This is a genomic window from Halorubrum sp. BV1 (genome assembly GCF_000746205.1).
Classification (GTDB): Archaea; Halobacteriota; Halobacteria; order Halobacteriales; family Haloferacaceae; genus Halorubrum.
The window spans coordinates 802,004-828,997 of the sequence record NZ_JQKV01000002.1 but is presented as its reverse complement, the minus strand read 5'-3'; the positions used below and the strand labels follow the sequence as shown (position 1 = coordinate 828,997).

Sequence of the window (26,994 nt, the reverse complement as noted above, 5' to 3'; positions counted from 1 at the left end):
AGTTATTGATAGCCCCTTAATCTCGGACTCCTGATAGTTATAGGGGTGGTGATAGTAGATGACGGTATGGCTGGACGACCGGAGGATGCGGCTGATAAGGAGATTCTCGACTTTTTCAAAGAATCTGAGGATCTCGTGTTCTCTACGGGTGAAGTTGCTGATGCACTCTCCTATAGTCAACCGGGGATGTTCAAGCGGTTGACTAAGCTTGAAGAGAAAGAAAAGGTCGAATCAAAAAAACTGGGTGGGACAAAAGCTTGGTGGCTTGCAGAAAGTGAACGGGAGAAATAGACACATACAATATATAATTGAGTGAGAACTTGATCATGACCTATTTCACTACAGTTGCACAAGTCGTTGGAGCTATTGTCGGATTTATACTTGCATTTGCTGGCTCCATATACGTTGTAAGGAAGTCACAGATGCAGGTCCGACATAAAAAGCTCAGTGAAAAGATAGATGAGCTATCAGAAGAACTCGGAGAATTACAACAAGAATTCACAAATAGTTCTAGTTTTGACGACGATTTTGTGATAAATATCGTGCAAAATTTTTCTAACGATGACCGGTGGCCTGAACAGCCTGCAAAGTTGACAGTTTCACAAACAGAAATCAATTCAGAATACGAGCACATTTTCACATATATCTGTTCGATACAAGCTAAGTTAAATAAAGCAAAAGACACGAGTGATTACGCATTTGCACACGATATGGTACAAACAGCAAGTGAAGAAGCTGCCCAAGTTCTGTATCTGGGGACAGACAAACAAAATGAACTCAATTTGCCTGATGACATATCCGAAGATCTATTTATAGATGGCTTTATGAATGTGATGGCAATTGATGGCTCCGACATATTAACGCCAGATATGGTTAATAAAAACCCATCCAAATCAGTACTATATAATTCTCTATTTTTGTTGACTATTGGAACAATAATTCCGATTTTCACTACAATGAGCGTGATAAATACTGTTTTAGCTAATACACCGGACTGGGAGCTTTTTGTATTAGAAACCATCCACTTATGTTCAACACTAGTTGTTGGAAAATATACCGTTGAAAGCCTTATTGAAAATCTTGATGACATTATCTAATCTGTGAGGATTCCGCGCGACCCCCCACAAGGAGGGGTCGCGCGGGCAGCAACGCAGGATGGAAACCACCACATGAGAGAGGTGGGTCGGCGGGTGGCAGACCGAGTGAGTGTGAGCTGGACCAGGTGACCAGCCTAACCAGAGTATCGAACGCAGCCTACCAGCAGCAACGTCACTCGGCCGGACCACGATCGCGGAGAGCGTCCAGTAGATCGGGCCAGTCGAGGTCGAGCGCGAATAGGTCCGATTGAAGGTTCCAATCCCACGGAGCCGCATCGTTCGGATCAGGCTCAGCGTCCGCCGGTTCGAGGTTTTCGACCATCCCGCCGAACAGTTGGTTCGTCGGTTTGTCAGCCTCAGCGGGCCAGTCATCGAAGAAGTCGACGTCTTTCTTCGAGTGTTTGAAGAACGCGGTCGTGAACAGCCGTTTCAGCTCCGGGTGGCAGTCCTTCCCCGTGTGGAACACGGTGCCGAAGACGTCGACGTTGACCTTCGCCATCCGCTTGGCGAGCGGCGAGAACTGCGCCGCGACCTCGTAGCTGTTCGTTCGGGCGTCGAAGTGCGTCGATCCCTCGTCGATGAAGACAAATTTCGGCCGGTCGCGATGCTCGATACAGGTGACCGCGAGGTCGTGTGCGCTCGTGACGACGATATCCGTGAGCGGCCACGTCCGCGAGTTCGAGATTATCAGGAGATCGTCGACGGTCGCCGAGCGGAGTTCAGCGAGCAACGCCATCAGGTTCGTTTTCCCCGTGTTCGGGTTCCCGGCACCGCCGATGAACGCGGTCGCGTCGTTGTTCGTCATGAGCTCATCGAGCCGCAGCGGGAGCCGGAGCGCCGAGCCGTCGAGGTCCTGTTCCGTAATACCGACCAGATGCGAGAGCAGCATCGAGTTCCCCGAGCGAATCGCTTCGGAGGCCTGCCGGGACTGCTGGGTCCGGTCGACGAGCGACAGGAGTTCAGACGGCCGGTCGCGCCCGGCGCGAATCTCGTCGAGGAACACCGACGCCGACACGTCGTCAGGGTCGAGCGCACCGGCACCCGAGGCGAGGTCGCGTTCGGTGTCCATGTTGCCCGCCAGCTGCTCGGCGAGTTTCGCCGCCGTGAGCATTCCTTCGTCAACGTCAGTCATCGGCGGAGACCTCCACTTTCTCGCTGTGACCGTTGCGGTCGGTCGGCGGCTCGGTGTCGCCGAAGTCGAACCCCGACTTGTGGTCAAGGTCGGCGAGGTCTTCATCGTCGACGAGGTCGGAGAGATCGTCGCCGGTCGCGTCGTCGAGGCCGAACGCTTCGAGTTCCTGGTCGATGGCGCGACCGATACCGTCGCCCGAGTCAGGAAGCGACCCGTCCTCAAACAGGTCGATCACGCTTTCGACCGTGTTGCGAGTGGCCCGACGGACCACGGTGAACGCGGAGGCTTCGAGGATGAATCCGCGCTGGGCGTCGTCCTGAAGCTGGCCGCGACACTCGTGGACGGCACGAAGCGCGCGGGTCAGCTCACGATCGTCGAGTGTGCCGCGCCACGTCCCCACGACGGTCATGTCTTCGAGGTCAACCTGTTTGCCGACGTAGAGGTTTGGGGACAGCTGGGTGATGTCGTAGCTGGGATTTTTGAACTCCTCGCCGTCGAGGATATCCATTTCGCGGAACTCGTCGGGTGGGAGTCGGTAGATCGCGCCGTCGAGGACGCTAGCGTCGAGGTCCATCAGGTAGATCCACGACGGATTGTAAAGCCACGACGTGACCTTCTGGCCGACCATGAAGCCGATCGGCGAGACGGCGACGGCGGCGACCCCAGCGATGTACCAGAAGCGCGGGACTTCGAGGTCGAACCCGACGACCATCGCGCCAGCAGCGAGCAGGGACGTACCAGCGATTATCTCAGGGGTGCGGGTTTTGGCCGCCTCGATGAAACGCCGATGCTTGGGTGTCTCGGGTTTGGTTTGTGGGTGTTGAGTCATGCTATGCGCTCCGATTTCTCATCTCGTCCGTAGACGACCTTCGCGACGACGTACAGAGTGACCAGACCGACACCGAGACCACCGCCGAGACCGGCGGCTTGTGCGTCCGAGGCGGTGAAGGGACCGGCGACGATCGGCGAGGAGGCTTGCAGCGGGACACCGTACAGTGTGGTTCCGTCGTCGATAGTGACGCCCGCCGCGCCGTTCGAGGGTTGGACGCTGAAGCGGATCGTCGTGCGCCCGTCGACGACGTACGACTGCCTGTTGAGTTCGCGCGGCTCAGTCAGGGCGACGGCCTCGGTGACCGTGATGCGTTCGCGTCGGTCGCCGTCGAGCACGAGCACGGCGGCGGAGCCGTCATACTCGGCCGAGCAGAGGTCGATGTGCTCAGTGATTTGCTGGGTACAGGCGTCAGCTTGTGCGGTACCGTTCGGGGTTTGGACAGTCGCGTTCGTGGCGTCTTGGGCGGCGACGCCGCCGGAGAGGGTTGCCACTGCGACGACTGCGATCAGGATAAAACGGGAGTTCATTGGAGTTAGTTCGAGGAGGCGAACAGTGCGGCGGCTCCGGCCACGACGACGGCGACGATCTCGCCCGGGAGACCGAACATATCGAGGCCGGAGAGGTCGAGGCCGCCTCCGTTCGATTGTGAGTTCTCGAACTGTTCGATCAGCTCTTGATTCTGCTGTTCGAGCTGGTCCCACTCTTCCTGCGTGATGTAGTTGCTGTCAGTCTGTGGTTCCGACGAGGTGAACGTCGTCGCGGTTGCTGGTTCCCCGGTTTGGGTGTTCACCATGTCGTCGACGGTGAACGTCCCGTCGAGTTTCAGCGTCTCGTACTGCGTCTCAGTGCTGGTTGCGTGGAACCGTGCGGACGCGACTTCGGTGATGGCGGTTTCGAGGTCGCCCGAGGCGTCGTACGACCATGTACCATCGCCGTTGTCCGTCCAATCAGCAGCCGGGACAGAGACAGTCTCGCCAGCGATGGTTTCCACCTCGATGGCAGTGCCCTCGTAGGGTTCCTGTGTGATGGTGATGGTGCCGCCGTCGACGGCGGTATTGATGGCTGTCCAGTCGCCCTCGACGAGACTCATGTCCGTGGTGAAGTAGACATCACCCGTGAACGTCGACGGATCGTAGGTCACGCCGACTTCGAGCGGACCATCCGAGGCGTCAGAGAGTCCGAACGATCCGCGCATGGTCGCGCCAGTGCTGTCGACAGTGATGGTCGCTTCGCGTTTGAGGTCGACAGGCTGGTTCAGTGCGATGAGGTCGGCAATGGCTTGACTCGTGCCCTCTTCTTTGGCCATCATCGACGCGCGTTCGCGAGGCGTCACGAGTTCGGAGACTTCGATCGAGCCGGACTGAACGTCGCCGTAAATAGTAGTCACCCACGTCGAGATACCGTTACGAACGTTTTGGAACGTCGTATCGATAGAGGAGAAAAGGCTATGCCACGCAGCCTGATCGAAGTAGTTTAGTCCGTCGTGAATCCCGGACTGTGGATTGATCCGAATCACAGAGTACGTGGAAGTATCTGCTTCTAAGGGGTTAGCACCACCATCTCGGTCGAGCACGTCGATTGTAGACCCATCGGGTAGGGTGTGAGAAATCGTGCCAGCAGTCGGAGGATTTGAGAAAGTCCAGCCGCCGTAAGGCGTGGTTCCCCCCGGCTCGACACGAGAGAATGGGCCAGCATCTTCGGTCTGAAGGCTCAGGTCAGGGTGACTTGCGACCGCAGCGACCATGCCCTCGAACTCCCGATGCGATTCATTCCACGACTTGAGGAGGTTCTTTTTGACTGTTGTCTCGTAGGTGTCGATGGCAGAAGTTGCAGCATCGAGCACAGCAGACTCAGCCGAGCCAGCGTTTAGCTCCTCGATGGCGGCGACCTTCGCATCGGTGTAGGCAGTGTGTTCGACACCGTCGAGGATGTTCTGGTTGTCGATGAACGTGCTCGCGTTCGTCGACTTGCGAGTCTTGGCTGTCTGGTAGATTTGCTGTCTAAGCGCATCAGCAGTCAGCCCCTCAGCCGGAGCATCAGCACCGATGATTTCGTAGTCGCGGAGCGACCAGCCGAGACCGAGCGCGCCAGCAGCGAGTGCGCCAGCGACGAGCGGGGCGACGGCTTGGGTGTTTCCGACGGGGCCGTGTTCGTACGAGAGGCCAGCCGCGGCGACCGCGGAGGCCCCGAGGCCCTTCACGAAGGTCCGGCGACCAAGACGAGAGCCAGACCGAACAGCATCACTGTCAGAGTCCAGAGCGTCCCGAGGAGGAGCGCCCGGAGAGGCGTTACCGCTAGCGGTTGTGTTGTCATTTTTGGAACTCATAATGGTGAGTACAGCGGGGTGGTTACCGAACAGCGACGCCCCATGCGCCGACCGTCACGAGGAACGCGACGATCGGGCCGACGTTCGAGGTTGTGTTCACGAGGTCGGCGATCTGCGGCACGTACTGGTACCCGAGGATCAGGAGCGGGCCAGCGAAGATCGCGACCTGCTCCCACTGCTCGTAGTATTGGAAATCCTTCGTCTCAGACGACGCGAACGCGACAGCGTACGCACCGAGTGAGACGAAGGTGGCGTGTTGTGCCGTGAGCGTGTAGTTCGAGAGCCACACGAGCGTGATGTCGGTGATGCCGCCGAACTGGTAGAGGCCGGAGGCGATGAACGCGACCGACAGAAGCGCGGGAATCGTGCGAATGTTGGTGTAGTCCGACACCATGTCGCCCATCGAGTTCGAGTACGACGACGCCATCAGGAATCACCCTGAATCTTGCAGAACGTCGGGAGGTAGCTCCCGCCGTCGTCCAGCTCCTCCTCCTCGGTTCCGCGAGCGATCCAGACTGTATCGCCTCGTTCGAGGTTGCCCTGTTTCAGGGCAGTCTTCACCTCGTCTTTGGCGAAGTAGTCCTCAACGCCCCGGTCTTTGTCCTTGATGGTGAGACGGAACCACGGGCCGTAGTCCCCCTCTCCCTCGGTGATGTCGAGCACAGGCCCGAACAACGTTTCACCGGACGAGAGTTCGATTGCTTCCGATCCATCCGACGTAGGCGCGGCGGCGTCAACGAATCCGTCCGGCGCACTTGGCATTTCGCTCGCCATTACAATTGTTAGTGTGCGAGATTTGTAGATAAATGGGAGACCTGTGCGAAGTGAAAGTAAAACTCAGAAACAGTAGCAAGCAAAGCGATCATCTATTCTTTTTATATGGTACTTTTGACGGTCAAGCGGATTTCGTCGAGCGCGGACGGCGGAAGCATGAGCTGCCCGGCGATGGAGATCGGCGAGGTTTCGCCAGTCGATTTCACGAGTTCTTTAATCGCAATCCGTTCGCGTTCGCCGAGTTCCGGTTCGGGCGATGACTGTCTCTCGAACCGCTCGGTGTACCAACTGTCAGACCACTGTTTTGGAGTCACCCGGCCATTAGCGCGGACCGTTTCGGACCATTCGCGAGCGACCAGCTCCGGCGGCGGGACGCGCCCGGCACGAACGTCAGATTCATCGAATAATGTGGTACTTTCCCAAGGCTTCGGACCTTCGAGGAGATCTGGCTGTGGAAGGTACGGGAGGTCAGTCGTATCCATGATGGAGCCGACGCCCTCGACGACGATCTTTCCGTAAGCGGTCCCGCCGGGAGAGCCGATTTCAGTTTCCTCCTCGGTGGAGAGTTGCACAACAGCGTCTGGTTCCCACTCGGGCGGGCGTTCGAACCCGTCTCGCTGCCGCTCGGCGGGAGGGGCTTCGGCAGATTCTGGTATCGGAACCTCTCCCGATATCGTGTGATTCGGCGCTTCAGTTTCGGTCGCACACAGCGGGCAGGTGTCCGGTTCGAGATGATCACATCTGCGCGCCCGCGTTTCAGACCCGAGCGATCCGGCCGATCGAGCAGAAGGCCACCGCTCTGCGAGTGTCCGTTCGGGTTCCTCCTCGGTTTCAGAGTCTTGGTCAGGCGACGACTGCGACAACCGAGTTCGAGCGAGCGATTTCTCAGTTTGGTCGATTCCGTGCGGCGAGCCACACTCTGCACATTCGTATTCCAGTCCGGGCTTCGAGGATGGAACGATAGAATCAGCGTGTTGAACCGACTGCTCCGTCTCTTCATCGAAATACTGCTGCTGGCAGGCGTCTGCTTTGCACGCCGCGGTCGCCCATCGCGAACGACTGTATTTCTGCGTCGTCGTCGCCCACTGCGAGGCCGCCCAGATGAGGTATTCGTCGGAGCGTTCGAGCAAGTCCTGATCGGGAGCCACGGCGAGATATTCGGACACGTAACTGGCGAAATCCTGTATTTCGTCGTCTCTACGGACGGTAACTGATTCATCGAGGTCGTGCGCGGCCCATCCCGCGCCGTCGCATTCCGAGACGTGTTTCGCCACGATCGGGCGATAGGTTTCTGGGTCGGTTGCGACGCTGGTACTGGTAGCGATCGCAGCTGCGTCAAAGATGACGACCGGATGTGAGTGAGAATATCCTGTCGCGGGTTTTTGCGGACCAGGGTGTGGTTCTGACTGCCACCACCACGCGTATTCACCGGGTGATAGACCGAGTGTGTCTTCGAGCACGTATCGCAGGGTTCGCTTCACCGAGTTCGACGAGCCGGACCACGCGTCGCGGATTTCCCGGTCGTGGTCAGCGATTGGTCGAAACGACCCATCGCGGTCGAGCGAAGACGCGGTAAGACCGAAAAGCACGGTCACGGGTTCGGCGAACTCAGCTTCACAGGTCCGTCCACATGGGTAATTTCCACCCATAAATTGGCGTTCGAGTGCCTTTAGACGAGCGTACTGCGTGGATTGGTATTCCGGTGTGAGGCTGTTGTCCATGTCGACGAGGAACGACTCGTAGTCTTTCCGGACCTTGGAACCGCGCGCCATCCGGAGGAATTTGTCTCTGTATCCCTCGTACCATTCCAGCATTTCTTGAATAGCAACGATCAGCGGCAAGGAGCCACGGGCAACGGTTTCCTCGACGATTTTCTCTTCTGTCTCACCGATTTCGACCGTTCGGAGAACAGTCTCCGGTTCTTTGAGAACTTCTTCTCGTAGCTTGCGACCGTGGACTGTTGAGACCGGTTCGAAGACACGATCTTCGTATCGATCGATGATTCCGCGGACTCGTTCATCGACAGTCGGGAGATCGACCGGTCGGTGAGAGAGTTCCGGAGAGCTAGGGCCTGTATCGTTCGACGCGGGGTAAGTCCCGTTGGAAAGCCAAGCCGCATCCGCACCCGCTTCGTCCGGCGCGCTCATCGCTCACCTCCAGATGTGCGCGCGACCGCAGCCGCGACAGCACCGCCGCTCGTTTGGCGACCTTCGGTCGCCTGTGCGCGGTCGGTGCCGTTCGGTCCGCGTACGGCGGACCTCACGGACCACAAGGTCACCGACCGCTTGGAGAGTTTGACCTGGAGCGCGGTGTCGAGGCGGACGAGATCGAGCCGGAACCGTTGGGAGGTGGACCGGCGCGCAGCTGACCGGTTCACTTTTTGCTTGGGTTCGAGAGTTCAGCTGGTCTCTCAGGACAGTCGAGCGCGTGGCCGTACTCGATCTGACTCGACGAGTTCCGCGTGCAGCGTTGGCCGCAGACCGGACACCAGAACTCACCCGGACCGTTGGCGGTGAGGTGACAGTCGGAATTGGCTCGCGAGCCGAGGCTCACCGCCGATCACCCCCGAGAACAATGAAAACCGGGCGACCGCGAAGGGGGGCGTTAAGCTGATGAACGGAATCCGAATAGCGGTCGCTAAACCGTTTTGAGAATCTGGCAGTAGAGGACCTATCGACCTCGTTCTCCGGGATTTGACGAACGACCCAAGAACCGAGGGTTTCGGAGCGGGCACAGTGGGATTCGAACCCACGACCGTCGGATTAGAAGTCCGACGCTCTATCCTGGCTGAGCTACGTGCCCTCACTCGGAGTTCGCGCGCCCGATATAAAAAACGCCGACGGTTCGCGCCGACGACGGCGGTCCCAACAGCAGACCTAAGTCCGCGAGCGGACTAGCCGCGGCCAATGAACGTTATCGGAACCGTCGGCCTCCCCGGGAGCGGCAAGGGGGAGGCGGCGAACGTGGCCGAGGACGCGGGCATCCCCGTGGTCGTGATGGGCGACGTGATCCGCGCGGAGTGTCGTCGCCGCGGTCTCGACCCGGCGGAACACCACGGCCGGATCGCCGGCGCGCTCCGCGAGGAGGAGGGCGACGACGCCATCGCCGCCCGCACGCTCCCGCTGATCCGCGAGGCGGCGGCAGAGAGCGACGGCGATACCGTCCTCGTCGACGGTCTCCGCTCGACGGTCGAACTGGAGCGCTTCCGCGAGGCGTTCGGCGACGACTTCACGCTCGTCGCGGTCCGCGCTCCCTTCGAACTCCGCGCCGAACGCCTCGACGATCGCGACCGCGACGACTCCGACTCCGATCTGGAGGCCCTCCGCGAGCGCGACGCCCGCGAGATCGACCTCGGCCTCGGCGAGACGCTGGAGCGCGCCGACGCGGAGATCGACAACACCGGGACGCTGGCGGCGTTTCGGACCCGCGTGCGAGAGGTCCTCGGGATTGACGACGGGGGCGAGGACACCGGCGGGCGCGCGGACGAGCCGGATTCCGCGACCCCGGACCCCACGGCCGCCGACGCCGGAGGTGACGGCGCGTGATCTACAGCGTCGACGTCGACATCAGAGCCCCGGTCCGCGACACCGAAGTGACCGACCGGGTCGCCGACGCGGTGTCGAACGTCTTCCCGGACGCGGAGCTGACCCACGAGAACGGCGCGCTCGTCGCCGAGACTCATACCCTCGACGCCTTCTCCGACGTGCTCCACGAACAGGAGATCCTCGATACGGCTCGGCGGGTCTTCCTGAACAACGCCACGGACGAGGGGTTCTCCTTCTCGCTCAAGAAACAGGCCGCCTTCGAGGGCGTGGTCAACTTCGCCGTCGGCGAATCCGACGAACTCGGCGAGATCGACGTCGACGTCCGCGTCCGTGAGCCCGACGTCGAGGCGTTTATCGACTACGTCGCGCCCGAGACCGACGAGGGGCGACCGGTCGATCCGGTCCGCGAGTACGGCGACCGGTTCGATCCCGAGGACGCGGAGTACTGAGAGGTTCGGCTCGGCGTCGCCGCGACTCGCCGGTTCAGTCGCTCAAAAGCGACGAGACCGCCCCGCCAATCGAACCGAAGACAGCCGGGTACACCGCTCCCGCAAGCAGGACGGCGGTGACGAGCGTCGGAGCGACCGTGCCGTCGCCCATGGCGCGCCGGAACAGGAACGCGCCGATCACCGCGAGCGGGAGGTAGCCGGCGACGACGAGCGCGCCCGATCTCGCCCCCACGACCGCGTCGGTCGCGCCACTGAACCGTCCCGCGGCGATCCCGGCCACGAAAAGCAGCAGCGGCGGGAGGACGAACAGCCACCCGAGCGACCCCCCGTCGGCCTGCGAGATAAGGTTCATCGACCGGGCACCGCCCACGAGCGCCGGAATCTCGGTGTCGACGAAGTGAGCATTATAATACACCCACCCGACGCCCTGCCACGTCGGGATCGGGTCGCGGCCGAACAGGTCGGCGAAGAAGTTGACTCCGCGAAGCTGGTCTTCGACCCGACCGCTCTGGGTGAGGAAGGTGACTAGGTAGCCGAGGACGTAGGTGGCGGCACCGAGTCCCGCGCCCGCGGCGGCGCGGCCGACGATTCCGCTCTGTCGGCTCGATCTGTCGGGGACTGACATGTACCCCGAGTCGAGCCGGCCGCGGTAAGTGTTTGGTGGCTCGCGTCGTGTCCGATATCAGCGCGTTCCTCCGCGTTCCTCCCGCTCGCCGGTCGAAACTCGCTGCATCAATTTCGCGAGGGTCGCGTTCACCCGACGACGCCGTACTCGCGGAGCGTCTCCCGGAGCGCGGCGCGTTTCACCAGCGCGAAGCCGACACAGATGATAGCGAAGCCGGCGACCGTGTTTGGGGTGACGCCCTCGCCGAGGAACGCCCACCCAGCGAGCGCGGCGAAGACGGGCGCGACGTACGAGACGAGGTTGATCTCGATCGGGCCGAGCCGGTCGAGCAGCCGGAAGTAGATGAGGAAGCCGAGCCCGCTCGCAGCGACGGCGAGGTACGCGAGCGCGAGGAGCGCCTCCGTCGACCACGTCACGTCGGCGGTCGACTCGCCGAGCCCCAAAGAGAGCAGGTGCGTCAGGACGGCCCCGAGGAGCATCGACCACGCCTCCATCGTCTCTATCGACATCTCCGTGTCGGCGGCGCGGGTCAGAACCGACCCGAGCGCGAAGGCGGCCGCCGCGAGCAACACGAGGAACTTGGCGACGGTGCCGCTGCCGGTCAGGTTCGCCGGGTCGGGCGCGGCGAGCACGACCGCGCCCGCGAGCCCGACGAGCAGGCCGACGACGCCGACGGCGGTCAGCCGCTCCGAGGGGAGAAACGCCCGCGCGAACACCGTCGTCAGGACGGGCGAGAGGCTGACGATCACGGCCGCGACGGCGCTCGTCACGGCCGGGTCGCTCTCGCCGACGAAGAGGAACGCGTGGTACGCGGCGATGATAAGCGTCGCGCCGACCGCGACGACGCTCCACTCGTCGCGGCCCCGGGGAAACGGGTCGTCGACGGCGTAGGCGGCGTACCCGAGCATCACGACGCCGGCGACGTCGAAGCGGAACGCCGCGAACAACACCGGCGGAAAGTACGCCAGCCCGGCGTTGATCGCCATGAACGCCGATCCCCAGACGGCGGCGAGGAGGAGGAACAACGAGGTGGTCCGTAGTCGGCTCACGTCGGCTCTCTCCCGGGAACGAGCCAAAAGGTTCCGGAAGCGACCCGGTCCGCCGAAACCTATCGAATCCGGTAGCGGTCCGGACCGGCGTCACCGCCGGTCTCGCGGGCGACCACGCCGACGTCGGCGAGCCGGGAGAGCGCGTCGTCGACGGTTCGCTCGCGAGCGCCGACCTCCTCGGCGACGGTGGCGGGCGTGCCGTCCGTCTCGACCAGCGCCGCGAGCACCGCGGCGAAAAAGCGGCTGTCGGCCTCGGTCCCGAGCCGGTCGTCGATCCGCGAGAGCGTGTCCTCGACGCGCCCCTGCACCCACCGCTGGGCCAGCGAAAGCTCGCGATCGAGATCCTGCAGTCGGGAGAACTCGCTCGCGAGGTCGGGTAGATCCGTCGCCGGCCCGACGCCCGAGCCGTCGGGGAGTTCGATGGAGAGGTGCGGACACCGGCCGGACATATCGAGGCTGCTCTTTGCAGGATACGCGCTCTTCGCGCCGAAGCCGTAGGGCGAGACGCTTACCTCCAGCCTGAGGCTGCGCGTGATCCTGAAGTACTTGCGGCGCTGGTCGTCGGTCGTCGACTCGATCAGACCGGCCTCCTCCAGCTTCCGCAGGTGGTCTATCACCGCCTTCGGGCTCACGTCGAGGTACTCCGAGATCTCCGTGACGTAGCAGGGCTTGGTGGCGAGCAGCCGGAGGATGCGCCGCCGGTTCTCGTTACCGAGGAGATCGAGCAGTACTGCGGAGTCCATTAACGTATGGTTAGCGTCGCGCGCTGATAAGGCTGACTTCCCGATGGCGTCGGCGTCGCGTCCAGCCGCGGTCCCCGCCGGGTAGCGAAGGGTAATTACCCCACGGCGGGGAAACGCGTGCATGGAAACGGCGCTCATCATTCTCGACGGATGGGGTCTCGGTGCGGGTGCCGACGGCGGCGATCCGGACACCGGAGACGACGATCGCGGAACCGATGCGGACGCCGCAACCGCCGACCCCTCCGGACGCCCGCCGGGGCGCGACGCGGTCGCGGCCGCGGAGACGCCAACGTTCGACGCGGCGACCGAGCGCGGGGCCGACGGCCGCCTCGTCGTCCACGGCCGCCGGGTCGGCCTGCCGGAGGGCCAGATGGGGAACTCCGAGGTCGGCCACCTCAACATCGGCGCGGGACGGGTCGTAAAGCAGGCGTACACGCGGATCTCGGACGCGCTCGCCGAGGGTTCTCTTGCCGACAACGACGCGATCGCGGCGGCGTTCGACCACGCCGCCGAGACCGGCGGACGAGTCCACTTCATGGGGCTCGTCTCCGACGGCGGCGTCCACTCCGATGTCGAACACCTGCTCGCGCTCATCGACGCGGCGGCGGACGCCGGCGTCCCGGCGACCACGCACGCGTTCACCGACGGCCGCGACACCGCGCCCGAGATCGCAGACGGGTTCCTCGACGACGTGACGAGCAAAGCCGACGAACGCGGGACCGGCCACGTCGCGACCGTCACGGGCCGGTATCACGCGATGGACCGCGACGAGAACTGGGAGCGCACGAAGAAGGCGTACGACGCCATCGTCGAGCGCGACGCGCCGCACACGGCTGCGAGCGCGGTCGCGGCCGCCGAGGAGGCGCACGCTCGCGGCGAGACGGACGAGTTCATCGAGCCGACGCTCGTCGCCGGCGAACCCGCCCTCGCCGACGGCGACGCGGTCGTCTTCGTCAACTTCCGGGCCGACCGCGCCCGCCAGCTCGTCCGGATGCTCACCGACACGCGGCCGGACTGGACGTTCGATCTCGACCAGCCTGAGGTCCGGCTGACGACGATGACCGAGTACGACGAGACGTTCGACTTCCCGGTCGCCTTTCCGCCGCAACAACCGGCGAACACGGTCGGCGAGGTCGTCTCCGATGCCGGCTTGACCCAGCTCCGGACCGCCGAGTCGGAGAAGTACCCGCATGTGACGTACTTCCTCAACGGCGGCCGCGAGGTGGAGTTCACGGGCGAGATGCGGACGATAGTCGAGAGCCCGGACGTGCCGACCTACGACCAGCAGCCGGCGATGTCGGCCGAGGACCTCACCGACGAGGCGATCGCGACGATCGAGACCGACGACCCCGATCTGGTCGTTCTCAACTACGCCAACCCCGACATGGTGGGCCACACCGGCGACTTCGACGCCGCGGTCGACGCTGTCGAGGCGGTCGACGCACAGCTCGACCGGCTCCTCGATGCAGTCGCTGACGCGGGCGGTCACGCGGTCGTCACGGCCGACCACGGCAACGCAGACGACATGGGGACGCCGGCGGACCCACACACCGCTCACACGTTCAACCCCGTCCCGGTGGTCTATCTGACGCCCGACGGCGACGGCGGGGGGACCGCGATCCGCGACGGCGGTTCGCTGTGTGATATCGCGCCGACTCTGCTCGATCTGATCGGTCTTGACCTGCCCCCCGAGATGACGGGGGAGAGCCTCCTCTCGGAGTAGCGGCGACTCCCACGGATGCGGTTCCGCCGAAGTTCCCGTCGGTACCGAGCGAGAACCGCCGAAAGCCAAAAGCCCGCACGGCACTGACTCGCGGTATGAACGAGCCCGGTACCGTGGGCGTGCTGTTGGACCAGGAGACGCTCCACGATCGGCTCGACGAAGCGCCTGAGTGGCTCCAAGCCCACTACCGGACCTTCCGCGAATCGATGCTCGGCGAGCGCGATGGCTCGCCGTTCCCCTGTTATTTCGGGATCGAAGTCGAGCGGAAGGGCGAGATGCTGTACGCCGCCTGCGAGTCGACGACGGACCCGGCGGCGCTGCTCCGGCTCCGCGACACGCTCGTCGAGTACCTCGACACCTATCCCGACCACGCCGACCGCGCTCCGCTCGCGGTGTTCTTCCGTCCGCCGGCGGACGACGCGGGAGAGGCGCACTACCACGAGCGGCTCTGGCACGTCTTGGAGTTCCTCCACGTCCACGACCCCGAGCCGTGGCCGGACTCGATCCCGATCGACCCGGACACGCCGCGCTTCGAGTTCTGCTTCGGCGGCGAGCCGATCTTCCCCACGTCGCGAGCGCCGTTTTACGACGACAGGAAGAGCCGGTACTCGCCGGTCGGCCTCGAGATCACCTTCCAGCCGCGGGCCGTCTTCGAGGGGATCACGGCAGACACGGCGGCGGGTCAGCAGGCCCGCGAGACGATCCGCGACCGCATGAGTGAGTACGACGGCGTCTGTCCGCACGCCGATCTGGGCGACTGGGGCGTCGAGGGCGACCGCGAGTGGAGGCAGTACCTGTTTCGCGAGGACGAGGACGCGAGCCCGGACGCCTGCCCGCTGGAGCCGACCCGCGAGCACCCCAAGGTGCCGGACGACCTGCTCGAAGCCGGCGCGTGGCGCGCGTTCGCCGGGAGCGACGGCCGCGGTTCGGCGGCCGCCCCCGAGCGGGCCGGAGCGGGCGGCGACGAGGCCGTCACGTCCGGTCTCGACGATGACTGAGGCGCTCCCCGAGGACGCGGTCCTCCTCCTCGTCGACTTCCAGACCGGCTTCGACGAGCCGGGGTGGGGCGAGCGAAACAACCCCGACGCGGAGGCGGTCGCCGCCGCGCTGCTCGACCGGTGGCGCGCCGACGGCCGCCCGGTCGCCCACGTTCGGCACGCGTCGACCGAGCCGGACTCGCCGCTTGCCCCCGACGAGCCGGGGTTCGCGTGGACGCCGGAGACGGCCCCGATCGAGGGCGAGGCAACGTTCGAGAAGTCGGTCAACGGCGCGTTCCTCGGGACCGGCCTCGACGAGTGGCTGACCGAGCGGGGGTACGACTCGCTCGTCGTCTGCGGGCTCACCACCGATCACTGCGTCTCGACCACGGTCCGGATGGCGGAGAATCGCGGCTACGACGTGACGGTCGTCGCCGACGCGACCGCGGCGCACGCCCGCGAGGAACACGACGGCGCTCGGATCGATCCCGAGACCTCACACCGCGTCGCGCTCGCGCACCTGCGTGGCGAGTTCGCGACGGTTACAGAGAGCGCGACGCTTCTGGACTGACGAAACGCGAAACCGGCGCTCACGAAACGCGAAATCGACGCGCGCTCGACCCGCACGCTTTTGCCGTCTGCTCGCTGTGTCGTAGGTATGCAACGCGGCCGGCGGAAACCGGACTGGCTGAAGTCGCGTCCCCCCTCGGGAAGCCGGTTCACGGAGATCAAAGCGAGCCTCCGCGAGCGCGACCTCCACACCGTCTGTGAGGAGGCCAACTGCCCGAACATGGGCGAGTGTTGGTCGGGAGCCGACGGCCCCGGAACCGCGACGTTCATGCTCATGGGCGATCGCTGCTCGCGCGGCTGTAACTTCTGTGACGTCGAGACGGGCGGGATGGGGCCGCTCGACCCCGACGAGCCCGAAAACGTCGCCGACGCGGTCGCGGAGATCGGCCTCGATTACGTCGTCTTGACGTCCGTCGACCGCGACGACCTCGCGGACGGCGGGTCGGCTCACTTCGCCGAGACGATCCGGGCCATCAAACGGCGCGACCCGGAGATCCTCGTAGAGACGCTGATGCCTGATTTCCAAGGCGACCCGGAGGCCGTCCGCCGGATCGTCGACGCCGGTCCCGACGTGATCGCCCACAACGTGGAGACGGTAGCGCGGCTTCAGTGGCCGGTCCGCGACCGGCGGGCCGACTACGAGCAGTCGCTCGCCGTGCTCGATCTCGTCGACCGCGAGTCCGACATCCACACCAAGACGAGTCTCATGCTCGGCGTCGGCGAGTACGGCCACGAGGTGTACCACACGCTCGGCGACCTCCGGGAGGTCGGCGTCGACATCGTCACGTTCGGGCAGTACCTCCAGCCGTCGCGCTCACACCTCGACGTGTTCGAGTACGTCCATCCGGACGTCTTCGAGACGTGGCGCGCGGTCGCCGAGTCGGAGTTCGGCTTCCTCTACTGTGCGTCCGGTCCCATGGTTCGCTCCTCGTACAAGGCCGGCGAGCTGTTCGTCGAGGCGCTGCTGCGGGAGGGGCGCTCGGAGACGGACGCGCGGCGACGAGCGCGGGCCGCCGGCGGAGACTGACGGCGGAACGCGGCGGCCGCCGAGAACCGGCGGCGGACGCCGACACCCGACGGCTGGCTGACGATTTCGCCCCGCACGTTCGTCGAAACAGCGAATTATTTACCTCTCGGTGTCTGAACCTGCGTCAGTGAGACGCACACATGGGAACAACTGAACCGTCACTGGTCGACACGGTACGGGCCAGACCGGGACTCTTTCTCGTCGCGGTCCTCGCCGGCCTCCTCTTCGTCGACCTCCTCGCGAAGCTCGCAGGGGTGTCGGTCGGCCCGATCGGGGGCGCGCTCTCCGTCGATCGGTTCCGGTCGAACCTCTGGAGCGGGCTCGTGATCGGGCTCGTGATCGGGCTCGCCGGAATCGGCCTCTCGTTGACGTACAGCATCCTCTCGTTCGCGAACTTCTCGCACGGCGACCTCGTCTCGACCGGTGCGTTCACCGGCTGGGGCGTCGCCTTCCTGATCGCCGGGTTCGGCGACGTCCCGGTTCGAACGCTGCTCTCCGTCCGCGACGCCGGGAGCGCGTCGCCGGGCGACATCGGCGCGCACATCCTCACCACGCCGGGTGCGATACTCGTCGGCCTCGTCGCCGCGTTCGTCGTCACCGCCGCTGTCGCGCTGGCGCTCGATCGGGCGTTCTACAAGCCCATGCGCGACCGCGACGGTATCTCGATTTTGATCGCCTCCATCGGCGCGGCGCTCGTCGTCCGATACCTGCTCCAGTTCGTCTACGGCTCCGACCGCCGAGGAATCACTGCGAGCGTCGACGCGTCGAACGTCGTCTTCGGCCCCCTCGGCGTCTCGATCAACGCCCACGAACTCACGATCGTCGTGGCGGCGATCGGGTTAATGCTCGCGATGCACTTCATGCTCCAGCGCACGAAGCTCGGCACCGCGATGCGCGCGATGGCCGACAACAAGGACCTCGCGCTCATCACCGGGATCCCAGCCGAGCGCGTCGTCACCGCGACGTGGATCATCGGCGGCGGACTCGCCGGCGCGTCGGGGTACCTTTACGTGCTCTTGCGCGGCACGATCCAGTTCGACTTCGGGTGGCTCCTCTTGCTCCTCATTTTCGCCGCCGTGATCCTCGGCGGTATCGGGTCGGTGTACGGCGCGATCGCGGGCGGACTCGTCATCGGCGTCGTGTTCACCACCTCGACCATCTGGATCCCCTCTGACTTCAATCAGGCCGCGGCGTTCGCCGTGATGATCCTCATGCTCCTGTTGCGTCCCGAGGGGCTCTTCGGAGGTGTCTCGACCGCATGAGCGACGCAGATTCCGCGACCGCCGGCGGCCCCGACAGCGCGTTCGGCGCGCTCGCAGACGCTGCCCGACGCAGCGACCTCGGATTAGTGCTCGCCACGCTCGCCGTCATCTACGCCGCGGCGACCGTGTTGACCGCCACGAGCGGACTCAACAGCGTCGTCGGCCTGCTGGAGACGCTGACGTTCCTCGGGCTGGTGTACGCGCTCTCCGCGCTCGCGTTGAATCTCCAGTGGGGATACACCGGGCTGTTCAACATCGGCGTCGCGGGGTTCATGGCCGTCGGCGTCTACACGATGGGAATGGTCGTCAGGTCACCGAATCCCGCGTTCGGTCCGCCCGGACTCGGACTCCCGCTTCCCGTCGGCATCCTCGCCGGAATGGGGATGGCGGCGTTACTCGGTGCCGTCGCGGCGCTCCCGGCGCTGCGGCTCAAGGCCGACTACCTCGCTATCGTCACGCTCGGCCTCTCCGAGATCATCCGGCTCACGCTCCAGTCGAGCGCATTCGACACGTTCCTGCGGGAGACTATCGGCGTCGGCACCGGCGGCGGTCGCGGGATGGGGATGCCCGCGAACCCGGTCCGCGAACTGTTCCTCGTCGGCGGACAGGCGGGGTCGCCGACCCCGTTCGGCGAACTCGTCTTCGGAATCTTCGGCGACGGCGGGCTCGGAATTGCCCACCCGATACTCATCGGCTGGGGGTACATCGCCGTCCTCGCCGTCGTCCTCGCCGGCTACTACCTCCTCCTCGAACGCCTCGGGCGCTCGCCGTTCGGCCGGGTGCTCACGGCCATCCGGGAGGACGAAATCGTCGCCGACTCGCTCGGGAAGAACGTGAACCTCGTGAAGATCAAGGTGTTCGTCATCGGCTGTGCGCTGATGGGACTCGCCGGCATCCTCTGGTTCGGCAGTCAGGGCAACGTCTCCCCGACGCCACAGTTCATGCCGCTTCTCACCTTCTACGTCTTCATCGCCGTCATCATCGGCGGTTCCGGCTCGAACACGGGGTCAGTGATCGGCGGGCTCGTCTTCGCGGCGGCGCTTTTCGAGGGACCGCGACGTGTCGGGAGCACGGTGCGCGGGCTGATCGACGCGCAGACGCCGCCGTCGTTCGCCGACGCCCTCGTCTCACTCGACCCGGTCACGCTACTCGCGTACGCGACAGAAAACATCGCGCCGCTGCAGTTCGTATTCCTCGGGCTCGTGTTGGTGTTCATCATCCGTCGGCGGCCCGACGGCATCCTCGGCGACCGGATCGAGACGGCCGCTGCCGTCGACCTCACAGAGCGGCCGAACGGGGGTGACGCGAATGAGTAGCCCCCCCGACGCACCACGCGACGTGGAGGATGCGGACGTCGCGGAGGATACGGACGTCGCGGAGGATGCGGACGTCGCGGAGGTTGCTGACGCTTCGGAGGTTGCGGCCGCCGCGAACGCCGGATCAACGGCCGACGCGGAGACGCAGGACAGCCCCGTCGAGGAGGCTGCGAAGCACACGCCGACGGACGCTCCGCTGCGCGTCGAGGGGCTCGTCAAGCAGTTCGGCGGCGTCACCGCCGTCGACGGCGCGACGTTCGAGGTCGAACGCGGGAGCCTGACCGGGCTCATCGGCCCGAACGGGGCCGGCAAATCGACGACGTTCAACTGCATCACGGGCGTCCACGAGCCGACCGCGGGGACGATCCACTTCGAGGGCGAGGCGATCACGGGGCTCGAACCGTACCAGATCGCCCGGAAGGGGCTCGTTCGGACGTTCCAGATCGCCCGCGAGTTAGAGGAGATGACCGTCTTGGAGAACCTGATGCTCGCGCCGAAAGGACAGGTCGGCGAGTCGGCGATACGCGCCGTCACGCCGGGGCTCCGCGGCGAGGTCGTCGAACAGGAGGAGACGCTCCGAGAGCGCGCGTGGGAGACGCTCGACTTCTTCGAGATCGACCACCTCGCGACCGAACACGCCGGAAACCTCTCCGGGGGCCAGCGCAAGCTCTTGGAGATGGCGCGGGTGCTCATGACGGATCCGGAGATGGTGCTTCTCGACGAGCCGCTCGCGGGCGTCAACCCGACGCTCGAAGAGAAGCTCCTCGATCGCATCCACGACCTGCGGGCGGACGGCTACACGTTCCTCCTCGTCGAACACGACATGGACGTCATCATGGAGAACTGCGAACGCGTCATCGTCATGCATCAAGGCAGCGTGCTCGCCGAGGGGACCGGCGACGAGATACGGAACGACGAGCGTGTCATCGAGGCGTATCTGGGGGAAGACATATGAGCAACGACGAGACGGCGGCGACAGACGCGGAGGCGACGGAACCGGCCGACTCGGTGCCGGCGGAGCCGGAACAAGTGACGCCCTCGGACGACTCAGAGCCGACGGCGTCGGTCGACGCCGGCACCACCCACACCGTCGGCGACGACGCGATCCTCAGGCTCCGGGACGTGGACGCCGGCTACGGCGACCTCCAGATCCTCTCCGACGTCGACCTCGACGTGGCGGACGGCGAGTACGTCACCGTCGTCGGCCCGAACGGGGCCGGCAAGTCGACCGTGATGAAGACGGTGTTCGGGCTCACGACCCACATGGGCGGCACCGTCGAGTTCGAGGGCGAACAGATTCAGGGACTCCCGCCGGAGCAGATCATCCGCGAGGGGATCGGGTTCGTCCCACAGACCGACAACGTCTTTCCGGGACTGAGCGTCCGCGAGAACCTGGAGATGGGCGCGTACATCCTCGACGGCGTCCCCGAAGACCAGATCGAGGCGATCTACGACCGGTTCCCGATCCTCCGGGAGCGGAGCGACCAGAAGGCGGGCACGCTCTCCGGCGGCCAGCGACAGATGGTCGCGATGGGCCGGGCGCTCATGCTCGACCCCGATCTCCTGTTGCTCGACGAGCCCTCCGCCGGGTTGGCTCCAGATCTCGTCTCCGACATGTTCGACCGAATCGACCGGATCAACGATTCGGGGACGGCGATCTTGATGGTCGAGCAGAACGCGAAGGAGGCGCTGCGGCGCTGTGACCGCGGCTACGTCCTCGTCAACGGCGAGAATCGCTACACCGACGCCGGCGACGTCCTGCTCGCCGACGACGACGTGCGGCAGGACTTCCTCGGCGGGTAGTCGGCGGCGTCGCTCGGCGGGCGGAGAGTCGGCGTCAGGCCGCTCGTGCGCGGAAAAATCGGGTCGTCCGCAGCCGACGACCGCGGCTACCGGCTCACTGATTCAGCACGTCCGACCACTGGCTGCTGTAGGTCGGCTGGTTGGGCTCGAAGGAGACGCGCTGGTCGACCGTCCCGTCGCGCTCTTGGAACGCGTTGACGTAGGACTCTTCGAGCGACTGACCGTAGGCGTCGTTGAGGTACAGCGTGCCGGTCGACGACGCGCCGACGTTGTCCCCCACTGCAAGGTCCGCCATCGCGGGGCCCTGCAGGAGGTCGGAGGGCGCGGTCCGGAAGATGAAGCCGTTGTCGTCGAGGTCGGTCACGTTCGGGTCGGTCGAGGACGGCGAGATGCCGACCACGCCGTTGGGGATGAACACCTGATCGGCGACCTGAAGGTTGACGTTCGAGGAGGCCGGGCCGACGACGGCTCCGAACCCGTCGTTGACGAGCGCGTTCGCGCCAGAGATACCCGCCTGCGGGTCGGTCTGGGTGTCCTCGACGCGCGTCTCGACACTCACGTTCAGGCCGGCGTCGTTGACCTGCGTCGCCGCCAGCAGCGCACCGTCGCGGATCGGGCCGCCGAGCGGCCCGAGATCGCCGGTCTCCGGCATTAGAACGCCGATACGGGCCGTGAACTCGCCGTCGAGTCCAACGGGGTCGGCCGCGGTCGCACTCCGGTCTTCCTCGGTAAGCTCGTTTCCGAACTCGACGGTGTCGAGCGTCTCCAATCCGCCGTCTTGGAAGTCGATAATGTCGTAGGCGGCGGTCGCGACGTCGCCGTTGACGTCGAAGTCGACGCTTGAGGACGCGCCGATGTAGTTGATGGAATCGCCCGCGGCGACCGCCTCGACGGCGTCGGGGAGGTCGCTCGGTCCGAACTCCTCGCCGTCCGGGTTAGCGACGGTGCGAACGCGGTCGCGGATCGCGGCCCCGTCGTTCTCGCCGGCCGCGGTGGCCGCGAGGATCTCGACGGCCATCGCGTCGTACGCCTGTGCGGTGAACACGCCGGGCTCTTGGCCGTACTCGTCTTGGTACGACTCGGTGAAGAAGTCGGCACCGGGGCCGCCCGCGGAGGGCGCGGTCCCGATCACGTTGTTCATGTCGTTGTCGACCTCACCGGGGAGGTCGGCGTCGATCAGGCCGTCCGGGACGATGATGTCGAGGTCGGGCGTGTCCTCGGCGAACTCGGAGTAGTAGTCGCGGAACAGCTGGATGCCGGACTGCGGGAAGCCGACGATCATCACGGCGTCCGGTGCCTCGCCGGAGCCGCCGTCTCCCGATCCGCCGTCTCCTGATCCGCCGTCTCCTGATCCGCCGTCGCCACCGTCACCGGAGTCGCCGCCGTCGCCGCTCTCGGTCGAACAGCCGGCGAGCGCAGCGATGCCCACCGCTCCGGCTCCGCTCAGAACGTCGCGTCGTCGCACGTGTCGCGTCATGCTGATACGTCGTACCATACGGGCGATTATAAAGACTGCGAGGCTGACGGCTCCGCGAGTCGTATCCGACGATTTATACTCGCGACGACGAAGTTGTCGGCAGTGACGCAACTGGGTGCCACGCTCGACGCGCTGCTGGGAAGTGTCGCGACGACCGAAGCGCGTCTGGCCGTGACGGCCGGGATACTGCTTGTGACCGCGGCGGTCGGCTGGCTGCTCCTTCCGCGGATCGTCCGCGCCGGCAAACGCATCGTCGCCGGCTGGATAGAGCGGTTCCTCGACGGCCGCGGCGAGCAGTCGATCGAGACGCTGCGGGAGGCGGTGCCGCTGTCGTTCGGCCTCCGAATCCTCGTCGGCCTCCTGCAGCTTGCGCTTTTCGCGCTCGCCGCGGTCGCGATCCTCGCGCTGTGGGGTCGATTCTCGCTCGTCGTGGCCGTGCTGCCGGTCGCGGAGAACGCCGTCGTCGTGGGGACGCGAGCGGTTCTCTCGGTGTTCCTCGTCGGCAGTGCATACATCGCGAGCGACGTGTTGGCCGAGTACGTCTCGGACCTGTCCGACGACAGCGACCGCATCACCGCCCACCAAGAGCAGCTTCTCACCCGGATCATGCAGGTCGGGCTGCTCGTGATAGCCGGGATCACCATCCTCGGGATCTGGGGGATCAACCTCGGCGGGCTCCTCGTCGGCGCGGGATTCTTAGGGATCGTGCTCGGGATGGCAGCGCGACAGACTCTCGGATCGCTCATCGCGGGCTTCGTGTTGATGTTCTCGCGGCCGTTCGAGATCGGCGACTGGGTCGAGATCGGCGACGAAGAGGGGTTCGTCACCGACATCACGATCATGAACACGCACATGCGCAACTTCGACGGCGAGTACGTCGTGGTGCCGAACGACCTCGTCAGCCAGCAGGCGATCACAAATCGGAGCCGCGAGGGCCGGCTCCGGATCCACATGGAGGTGGGGATCGGCTACGACGACGACCCCGACGAGGCGAGCGAGATCGCGGAGGCGGTGTTAGCGGAGATCGACACGATCGCAAACAATCCGCCCCCGTACGTGATCCCATCCGGCTTTGGCGACTCCGCGATCTTACTCGATCTCCGCTTTTGGATCGACCCGCCGACGCCGCAGGCCCGGTGGCGGTCGAAGGCGACCGCGGTCAAGGAGATCCAGCGCCGCTTCGCCGAGGCCGACATCTCCATCCCGTACCCGCAGCGGACGGTGTCGTTCCCCCCCGAGACCGCGGGCGGCGACGCGACCGTCGAGCGCGTCGAGCATCCCGACGACTCGGACGACCGGTCCGCAGACGTGACCGAACGCGGGGAGTAGCGGCGCGGGAACGCCGCGCTGTTCCCGGCGTCCGGCGTCGCGAGGCTCGTCGACCCGGTCACCCCACGGCCAGCGACACATTCACCTCGGCGGCGGGTGAACTGAGCCCGTGATCCCCGCCGACGCCGTGGTCAGACAGGTCGAGCGCGCGGACCTGCTGGCCGTGGTGCGGATCGAGCGGACGTGTTTCTCCGATCCGTGGCCGTACGACGCCTTCGAACGGCTGATCGACGAGCCCGCGTTTCTCGTCGCCGACCGCGACGGCGAGGTGGTGGGATACGTCGTCGCGGACGTCACCCCGAACCACGGCCGCGACATCGGCCATGTGAAAGACCTCGCGGTCCGCCCGGACGCGCGGGGCGCGGGGATCGGCCGGACGCTCCTCCGATCGGCGCTCGCCCGCGTGCACGCCGCAGGCGCGGCCGTCGTCCGGCTGGAGGTGCGCGAGAGCAACGAGGTCGCTCGCTCGCTGTACGTGGACGAGGGGTTCGAGCCGATACGGCGCGTGCAGGGGTACTACCGCGACGGCGAAGACGCCCTCGTCCTCGTCGTCGATCTCGCCGAGTGGGCGGCCGGCGGCTGACGGTGGGCGGCCGAAGCACCCGTCCGGTGTGACAAGGCTTAGTGCGCGGCGACTCCACCCCACGGACATGAGTTCGGTTCCCGAGCGGTCCGAGATCGACGAGTCGTACAAGTGGGACCTCGACGGCATCTACGCCGACGACGAGACGTGGGAAACGGCCTACGAGGACGTCGCGGACCGCATCGACGACCTCCGGGAATACGAGGGCCGGGCCACGGCGGACGCCGAAACGCTCCTCGAGCTGCTCGAACTCCGCGAGGACGTGTTCCGCGACCTCCAGCAGGTCGTGACGTACGCTCGGCTCCGAAGCGCCGAGGACACCCGCGACCAGGAGTACCAGGCGATGTCCGCGAAGGCCTCCTCGCTCAGCTCCGAGGCGTCGAGCGCGCTCTCGTATCTCGAACCCGAACTGCAGTCGCTCAACTCAGCGGACGTCGACGCGTTCTTCGAGGCCGAGCCCGCGCTCGCCGATTACGAGCACTACCTTGATGACGTGTTGCGGATGAAACCGCACACGCGCTCGGCGGAGGTCGAAGAGGTCATCGCCGACTTATCGGAGGTCACGAGCGCGCCGAGCGAGATCTACTCGATGCTGACGAACGCCGACATGAGCTACGGCGTCGTCGAGGATCCCGACGGCGAGGAGGTGGAGATCACGCAGGCGAACTTCACCAAGCTTCAGACGAACCCGGATCGGGAGTTCCGGCGACGGGTCCACGAGACGTTCTACGACGAGTGGGAAGGGGTCCGGAACACGGTCGGAACCTCGCTCGAAAAAGCGGTCCGAGAGCATGTGACGAGCGCCGAGATCCGCGACTACGACTCCGCCCGCGCCGCCGCGCTCGACGGCTCCAACGTCCCCGTCGCGGTGTACGACACGCTCGTCGACACCGTCGACGACAACCTCGACGTGCTCCACCGGCACGCCGAGTTGAAGGCCGCGGCGCTCGGCGTTGACACGCTAGAGAGCCACGACTTCTACATGTCGCTGACGGGGGATCAGGGTCCTGACATCGAGTACGAACAGGCCCGCGAGTGGGTGATCGAGGCCGTCGCGCCGCTCGGAGACGCGTACCAAGAGCGGATGGCTGAGGGGCTCGACTCGCGGTGGGTCGACGTGTACGAGAATCAGGGGAAACGCTCTGGCGCGTTCTCTTCGGGCACGTACGACACCCAGCCGTACATCATGATGAACTACCAGGACGACATCGCTTCGATGTACACGTTGGCACACGAACTCGGCCACTCGATGCACTCCGAACTGGCCGGCGACGCCCAGCCGTGGCACGACGCGGGCTACGACATCTTCGTCGCCGAGATCGCCTCCACGGTCAACGAGACGCTTCTCACTCATCACCTGCTGGAGACCGTCGAGGACGACGAACTGCGCACGCACGTCCTCGACGAGTATTTAGAGCGGTTCCGATCGACCCTGTTCCGGCAGACGATGTTCGCGGCCTTCGAACAGCGGATCCACGAACGCGTGGAGGCTGGCGAGGCGCTCACGCCCGACGCCTTTGATGAGATCTACGCCGACCTGAAGGGCGACTACTACGCGCCGGGCGAGCTGACGGGCGGCATCGAACGCGAGTGGGAGCGGATTCCGCACTTCTACTATAATTTCTACGTCTACCAGTACGCCACCGGCATCTCCGCCGCGGCAGCCATCGTCGAGCGTGTGCTGGAGGCGGGCGAGCCCGCCGCCGCGGACTACCGCGAGATGCTCGCCGCCGGCGGCTCGGATTACCCCCTCGCGGTCGTCGAGCGCGCCGGCATCGACATGGCCTCGTCGGATCCGATCGAGTCGGCCGTCGGGATCTACGACGAGTATCTCGACGAGGTCGCGGCGCTTCTGAACCTAGAGTAGACCGCCGGCCGCGCTCCGTCCCCAGTTCTCACCCGTCGTACGCGTGGGCCTCCAGCGTCTCCAACTCCACGGCGTCCAGCACGGCCTCGTTCGTCGCGTCGAGGACGACGGGCGGGACGGTCGTCTCCGGGAGCCGCTGGTCCCGCGTGGCCGCGAGCGCCTCGGTCCATCGCCCGAGACAGAGACACCAGCGGTCGCCCGGTTCGAGTCCGGGGAACGAAAACTCCGGCCGCGGCGTCACGAGGTCGTTCCCCCGCTCTCTGCTGAACTCTAGGAACTCCGCGGTCATCACCGCACACAGTTCGTGTCGCCCCCGGTCGTCGGGGTGGGTTCCACAGCAACCGTCGCGTTCGAATCCCGTCGTCGGGTCGGCGCTGCAGGTCGCTAGCTCCTCCCCGAGGACGTTCCGGTCGGTCATACCGTCGTATCGGTGCGGGCAAGGAAAAACCCCCGCGGGCGGTGGCGTCGCCGGCCCGAACCATCTGCTG

General features: G+C 65.1%; 27 protein-coding genes and 1 tRNA gene. 15 read left to right on the top strand and 13 right to left on the bottom strand.

Features of this window, described 5'->3' with window-relative positions; all coding sequences use genetic code 11:
• Positions 1 to 66: 66 nt before the first annotated feature.
• Together EP28_RS08675 and EP28_RS14125 are read left to right on the top strand one after the other, a co-directional pair.
• Complete coding sequence (locus EP28_RS08675; protein ID WP_049983594.1) at positions 67 to 291, top strand: hypothetical protein; 225 nt, start codon at positions 67 to 69, stop codon at positions 289 to 291.
• Positions 292 to 326: 35 nt separating this feature from the next.
• Positions 327 to 1,097, top strand: a complete 771-nt coding sequence (locus tag EP28_RS14125) for a hypothetical protein (protein WP_155118445.1) — start codon at positions 327 to 329, stop codon at positions 1,095 to 1,097.
• Positions 1,098 to 1,269: 172 nt separating this feature from the next.
• Here the strand turns inward: EP28_RS14125 and EP28_RS08670 are convergent, their stop codons facing one another.
• The 8 genes from EP28_RS08670 to EP28_RS08635 form a co-directional block, all read right to left on the bottom strand.
• On the bottom strand, positions 1,270 to 2,229 hold the full coding sequence (locus EP28_RS08670; protein ID WP_049983593.1) for a hypothetical protein: 960 nt from the start codon (positions 2,227 to 2,229) through the stop codon (positions 1,270 to 1,272).
• The gene (locus EP28_RS08665) at positions 2,222 to 3,058 is read right to left on the bottom strand and encodes a DUF8125 domain-containing protein (RefSeq protein ID WP_230455283.1); all 837 of its coding nucleotides are present in this window, start codon (positions 3,056 to 3,058) and stop codon (positions 2,222 to 2,224) included. The genes EP28_RS08670 and EP28_RS08665 overlap by 8 nt, the downstream gene beginning before the upstream one ends.
• Positions 3,055 to 3,588, bottom strand: a complete 534-nt coding sequence (locus EP28_RS08660; protein WP_049983592.1) for a DUF8063 family protein — start codon at positions 3,586 to 3,588, stop codon at positions 3,055 to 3,057. Before EP28_RS08660 ends, EP28_RS08665 begins: the two co-directional genes overlap by 4 nt.
• Before the next feature lie 5 nt (positions 3,589 to 3,593).
• On the bottom strand, positions 3,594 to 5,261 hold the full coding sequence (locus tag EP28_RS14120) for an Env/VP5 family phage fusion protein (protein WP_049983591.1): 1,668 nt from the start codon (positions 5,259 to 5,261) through the stop codon (positions 3,594 to 3,596).
• 148 nt (positions 5,262 to 5,409) lie between these two features.
• The gene (locus tag EP28_RS08650) at positions 5,410 to 5,814 is read right to left on the bottom strand and encodes a DUF8023 family protein (RefSeq protein ID WP_049983590.1); all 405 of its coding nucleotides are present in this window, start codon (positions 5,812 to 5,814) and stop codon (positions 5,410 to 5,412) included.
• On the bottom strand, positions 5,814 to 6,161 hold the full coding sequence (locus EP28_RS08645; protein ID WP_080506091.1) for a hypothetical protein: 348 nt from the start codon (positions 6,159 to 6,161) through the stop codon (positions 5,814 to 5,816). The genes EP28_RS08650 and EP28_RS08645 overlap by 1 nt, the downstream gene beginning before the upstream one ends.
• Before the next feature lie 101 nt (positions 6,162 to 6,262).
• On the bottom strand, positions 6,263 to 8,308 hold the full coding sequence (locus EP28_RS08640; RefSeq protein ID WP_049983589.1) for a hypothetical protein: 2,046 nt from the start codon (positions 8,306 to 8,308) through the stop codon (positions 6,263 to 6,265).
• Positions 8,309 to 8,888: 580 nt separating this feature from the next.
• Positions 8,889 to 8,963: transfer RNA gene (locus EP28_RS08635), tRNA-Arg, on the bottom strand.
• Between the two features lie 104 nt (positions 8,964 to 9,067).
• Between EP28_RS08635 and EP28_RS08630 the strand changes: the two genes are divergently transcribed.
• Complete coding sequence (locus EP28_RS08630; RefSeq protein ID WP_049983588.1) at positions 9,068 to 9,706, top strand: AAA family ATPase; 639 nt, start codon at positions 9,068 to 9,070, stop codon at positions 9,704 to 9,706.
• Entirely contained in the window at positions 9,703 to 10,155 is a 453-nt protein-coding gene (locus EP28_RS08625) for an RNA-binding domain-containing protein (protein WP_049983587.1), read from the top strand. The genes EP28_RS08630 and EP28_RS08625 overlap by 4 nt, the downstream gene beginning before the upstream one ends.
• Positions 10,156 to 10,189: 34 nt before the next feature.
• Here the strand turns inward: EP28_RS08625 and EP28_RS08620 are convergent, their stop codons facing one another.
• The 3 genes from EP28_RS08620 to EP28_RS08610 all read right to left on the bottom strand — a co-directional run bounded on the left by EP28_RS08620 (position 10,190) and on the right by EP28_RS08610 (position 12,572).
• Complete coding sequence (locus EP28_RS08620; RefSeq protein ID WP_049983586.1) at positions 10,190 to 10,780, bottom strand: DUF7978 family protein; 591 nt, start codon at positions 10,778 to 10,780, stop codon at positions 10,190 to 10,192.
• A gap of 128 nt (positions 10,781 to 10,908) precedes the next feature.
• Positions 10,909 to 11,829: a DMT family transporter gene (locus EP28_RS08615; RefSeq protein ID WP_049983585.1), complete on the bottom strand. Its 921-nt coding sequence runs from the start codon at positions 11,827 to 11,829 to the stop codon at positions 10,909 to 10,911.
• Between the two features lie 59 nt (positions 11,830 to 11,888).
• Entirely contained in the window at positions 11,889 to 12,572 is a 684-nt protein-coding gene (locus EP28_RS08610; RefSeq protein WP_049983584.1) for an ArsR/SmtB family transcription factor, read from the bottom strand.
• Between the two features lie 121 nt (positions 12,573 to 12,693).
• On the opposite strand from EP28_RS08610, the gene gpmI reads away from it, so the two are divergent.
• From gpmI to EP28_RS08570, 8 genes are all read left to right on the top strand, one after another.
• Positions 12,694 to 14,295 (top strand): 2,3-bisphosphoglycerate-independent phosphoglycerate mutase, encoded by a 1,602-nt coding sequence (gpmI, locus tag EP28_RS08605; RefSeq protein ID WP_049983583.1) that lies wholly within the window; start codon positions 12,694 to 12,696, stop codon positions 14,293 to 14,295.
• Positions 14,296 to 14,390: 95 nt separating this feature from the next.
• On the top strand, positions 14,391 to 15,293 hold the full coding sequence (locus EP28_RS08600; RefSeq protein ID WP_049983582.1) for a YqcI/YcgG family protein: 903 nt from the start codon (positions 14,391 to 14,393) through the stop codon (positions 15,291 to 15,293).
• Complete coding sequence (locus tag EP28_RS08595) at positions 15,286 to 15,843, top strand: cysteine hydrolase family protein (protein ID WP_049983581.1); 558 nt, start codon at positions 15,286 to 15,288, stop codon at positions 15,841 to 15,843. Before EP28_RS08600 ends, EP28_RS08595 begins: the two co-directional genes overlap by 8 nt.
• A gap of 87 nt (positions 15,844 to 15,930) precedes the next feature.
• Positions 15,931 to 16,869: a lipoyl synthase gene (gene lipA, locus EP28_RS08590; RefSeq protein WP_049983580.1), complete on the top strand. Its 939-nt coding sequence runs from the start codon at positions 15,931 to 15,933 to the stop codon at positions 16,867 to 16,869.
• 140 nt (positions 16,870 to 17,009) lie between these two features.
• On the top strand, positions 17,010 to 18,131 hold the full coding sequence (locus tag EP28_RS08585) for a branched-chain amino acid ABC transporter permease (protein ID WP_049983579.1): 1,122 nt from the start codon (positions 17,010 to 17,012) through the stop codon (positions 18,129 to 18,131).
• Positions 18,128 to 19,447 carry a branched-chain amino acid ABC transporter permease gene (locus EP28_RS08580; RefSeq protein WP_049983578.1) on the top strand — a complete coding sequence of 440 codons (1,320 nt, stop codon included), beginning with the start codon at positions 18,128 to 18,130 and terminating at the stop codon, positions 19,445 to 19,447. The genes EP28_RS08585 and EP28_RS08580 overlap by 4 nt, the downstream gene beginning before the upstream one ends.
• Positions 19,440 to 20,402, top strand: coding sequence for an ABC transporter ATP-binding protein (locus EP28_RS08575; RefSeq protein ID WP_049983577.1), 963 nt, complete (start codon positions 19,440 to 19,442; stop codon positions 20,400 to 20,402). Before EP28_RS08580 ends, EP28_RS08575 begins: the two co-directional genes overlap by 8 nt.
• The gene (locus EP28_RS08570; protein WP_230455281.1) at positions 20,399 to 21,250 is read left to right on the top strand and encodes an ABC transporter ATP-binding protein; all 852 of its coding nucleotides are present in this window, start codon (positions 20,399 to 20,401) and stop codon (positions 21,248 to 21,250) included. The genes EP28_RS08575 and EP28_RS08570 overlap by 4 nt, the downstream gene beginning before the upstream one ends.
• A 94-nt stretch (positions 21,251 to 21,344) precedes the next feature.
• Here EP28_RS08570 and EP28_RS08565 read toward each other — a convergent pair whose 3' ends face one another.
• Positions 21,345 to 22,727, bottom strand: a complete 1,383-nt coding sequence (locus EP28_RS08565) for an ABC transporter substrate-binding protein (RefSeq protein ID WP_049983576.1) — start codon at positions 22,725 to 22,727, stop codon at positions 21,345 to 21,347.
• 102 nt (positions 22,728 to 22,829) lie between these two features.
• On the opposite strand from EP28_RS08565, the gene EP28_RS08560 reads away from it, so the two are divergent.
• From EP28_RS08560 to pepF, 3 genes are all read left to right on the top strand, one after another.
• On the top strand, positions 22,830 to 24,056 hold the full coding sequence (locus tag EP28_RS08560; RefSeq protein WP_394297599.1) for a mechanosensitive ion channel family protein: 1,227 nt from the start codon (positions 22,830 to 22,832) through the stop codon (positions 24,054 to 24,056).
• Positions 24,057 to 24,165: 109 nt separating this feature from the next.
• On the top strand, positions 24,166 to 24,639 hold the full coding sequence (gene rimI, locus EP28_RS08555) for a ribosomal protein S18-alanine N-acetyltransferase (RefSeq protein WP_049983575.1): 474 nt from the start codon (positions 24,166 to 24,168) through the stop codon (positions 24,637 to 24,639).
• A 67-nt stretch (positions 24,640 to 24,706) separates the two neighbouring features.
• Complete coding sequence (gene pepF / locus EP28_RS08550) at positions 24,707 to 26,506, top strand: oligoendopeptidase F (protein ID WP_049983574.1); 1,800 nt, start codon at positions 24,707 to 24,709, stop codon at positions 26,504 to 26,506.
• Between the two features lie 28 nt (positions 26,507 to 26,534).
• Here the strand turns inward: pepF and EP28_RS08545 are convergent, their stop codons facing one another.
• A complete protein-coding gene (locus EP28_RS08545) occupies positions 26,535 to 26,924 on the bottom strand; it encodes a DUF2237 family protein (RefSeq protein ID WP_049983573.1) in 390 nt (129 codons plus the stop codon).
• Between the last annotated feature and the right edge of the window lie 70 nt (positions 26,925 to 26,994).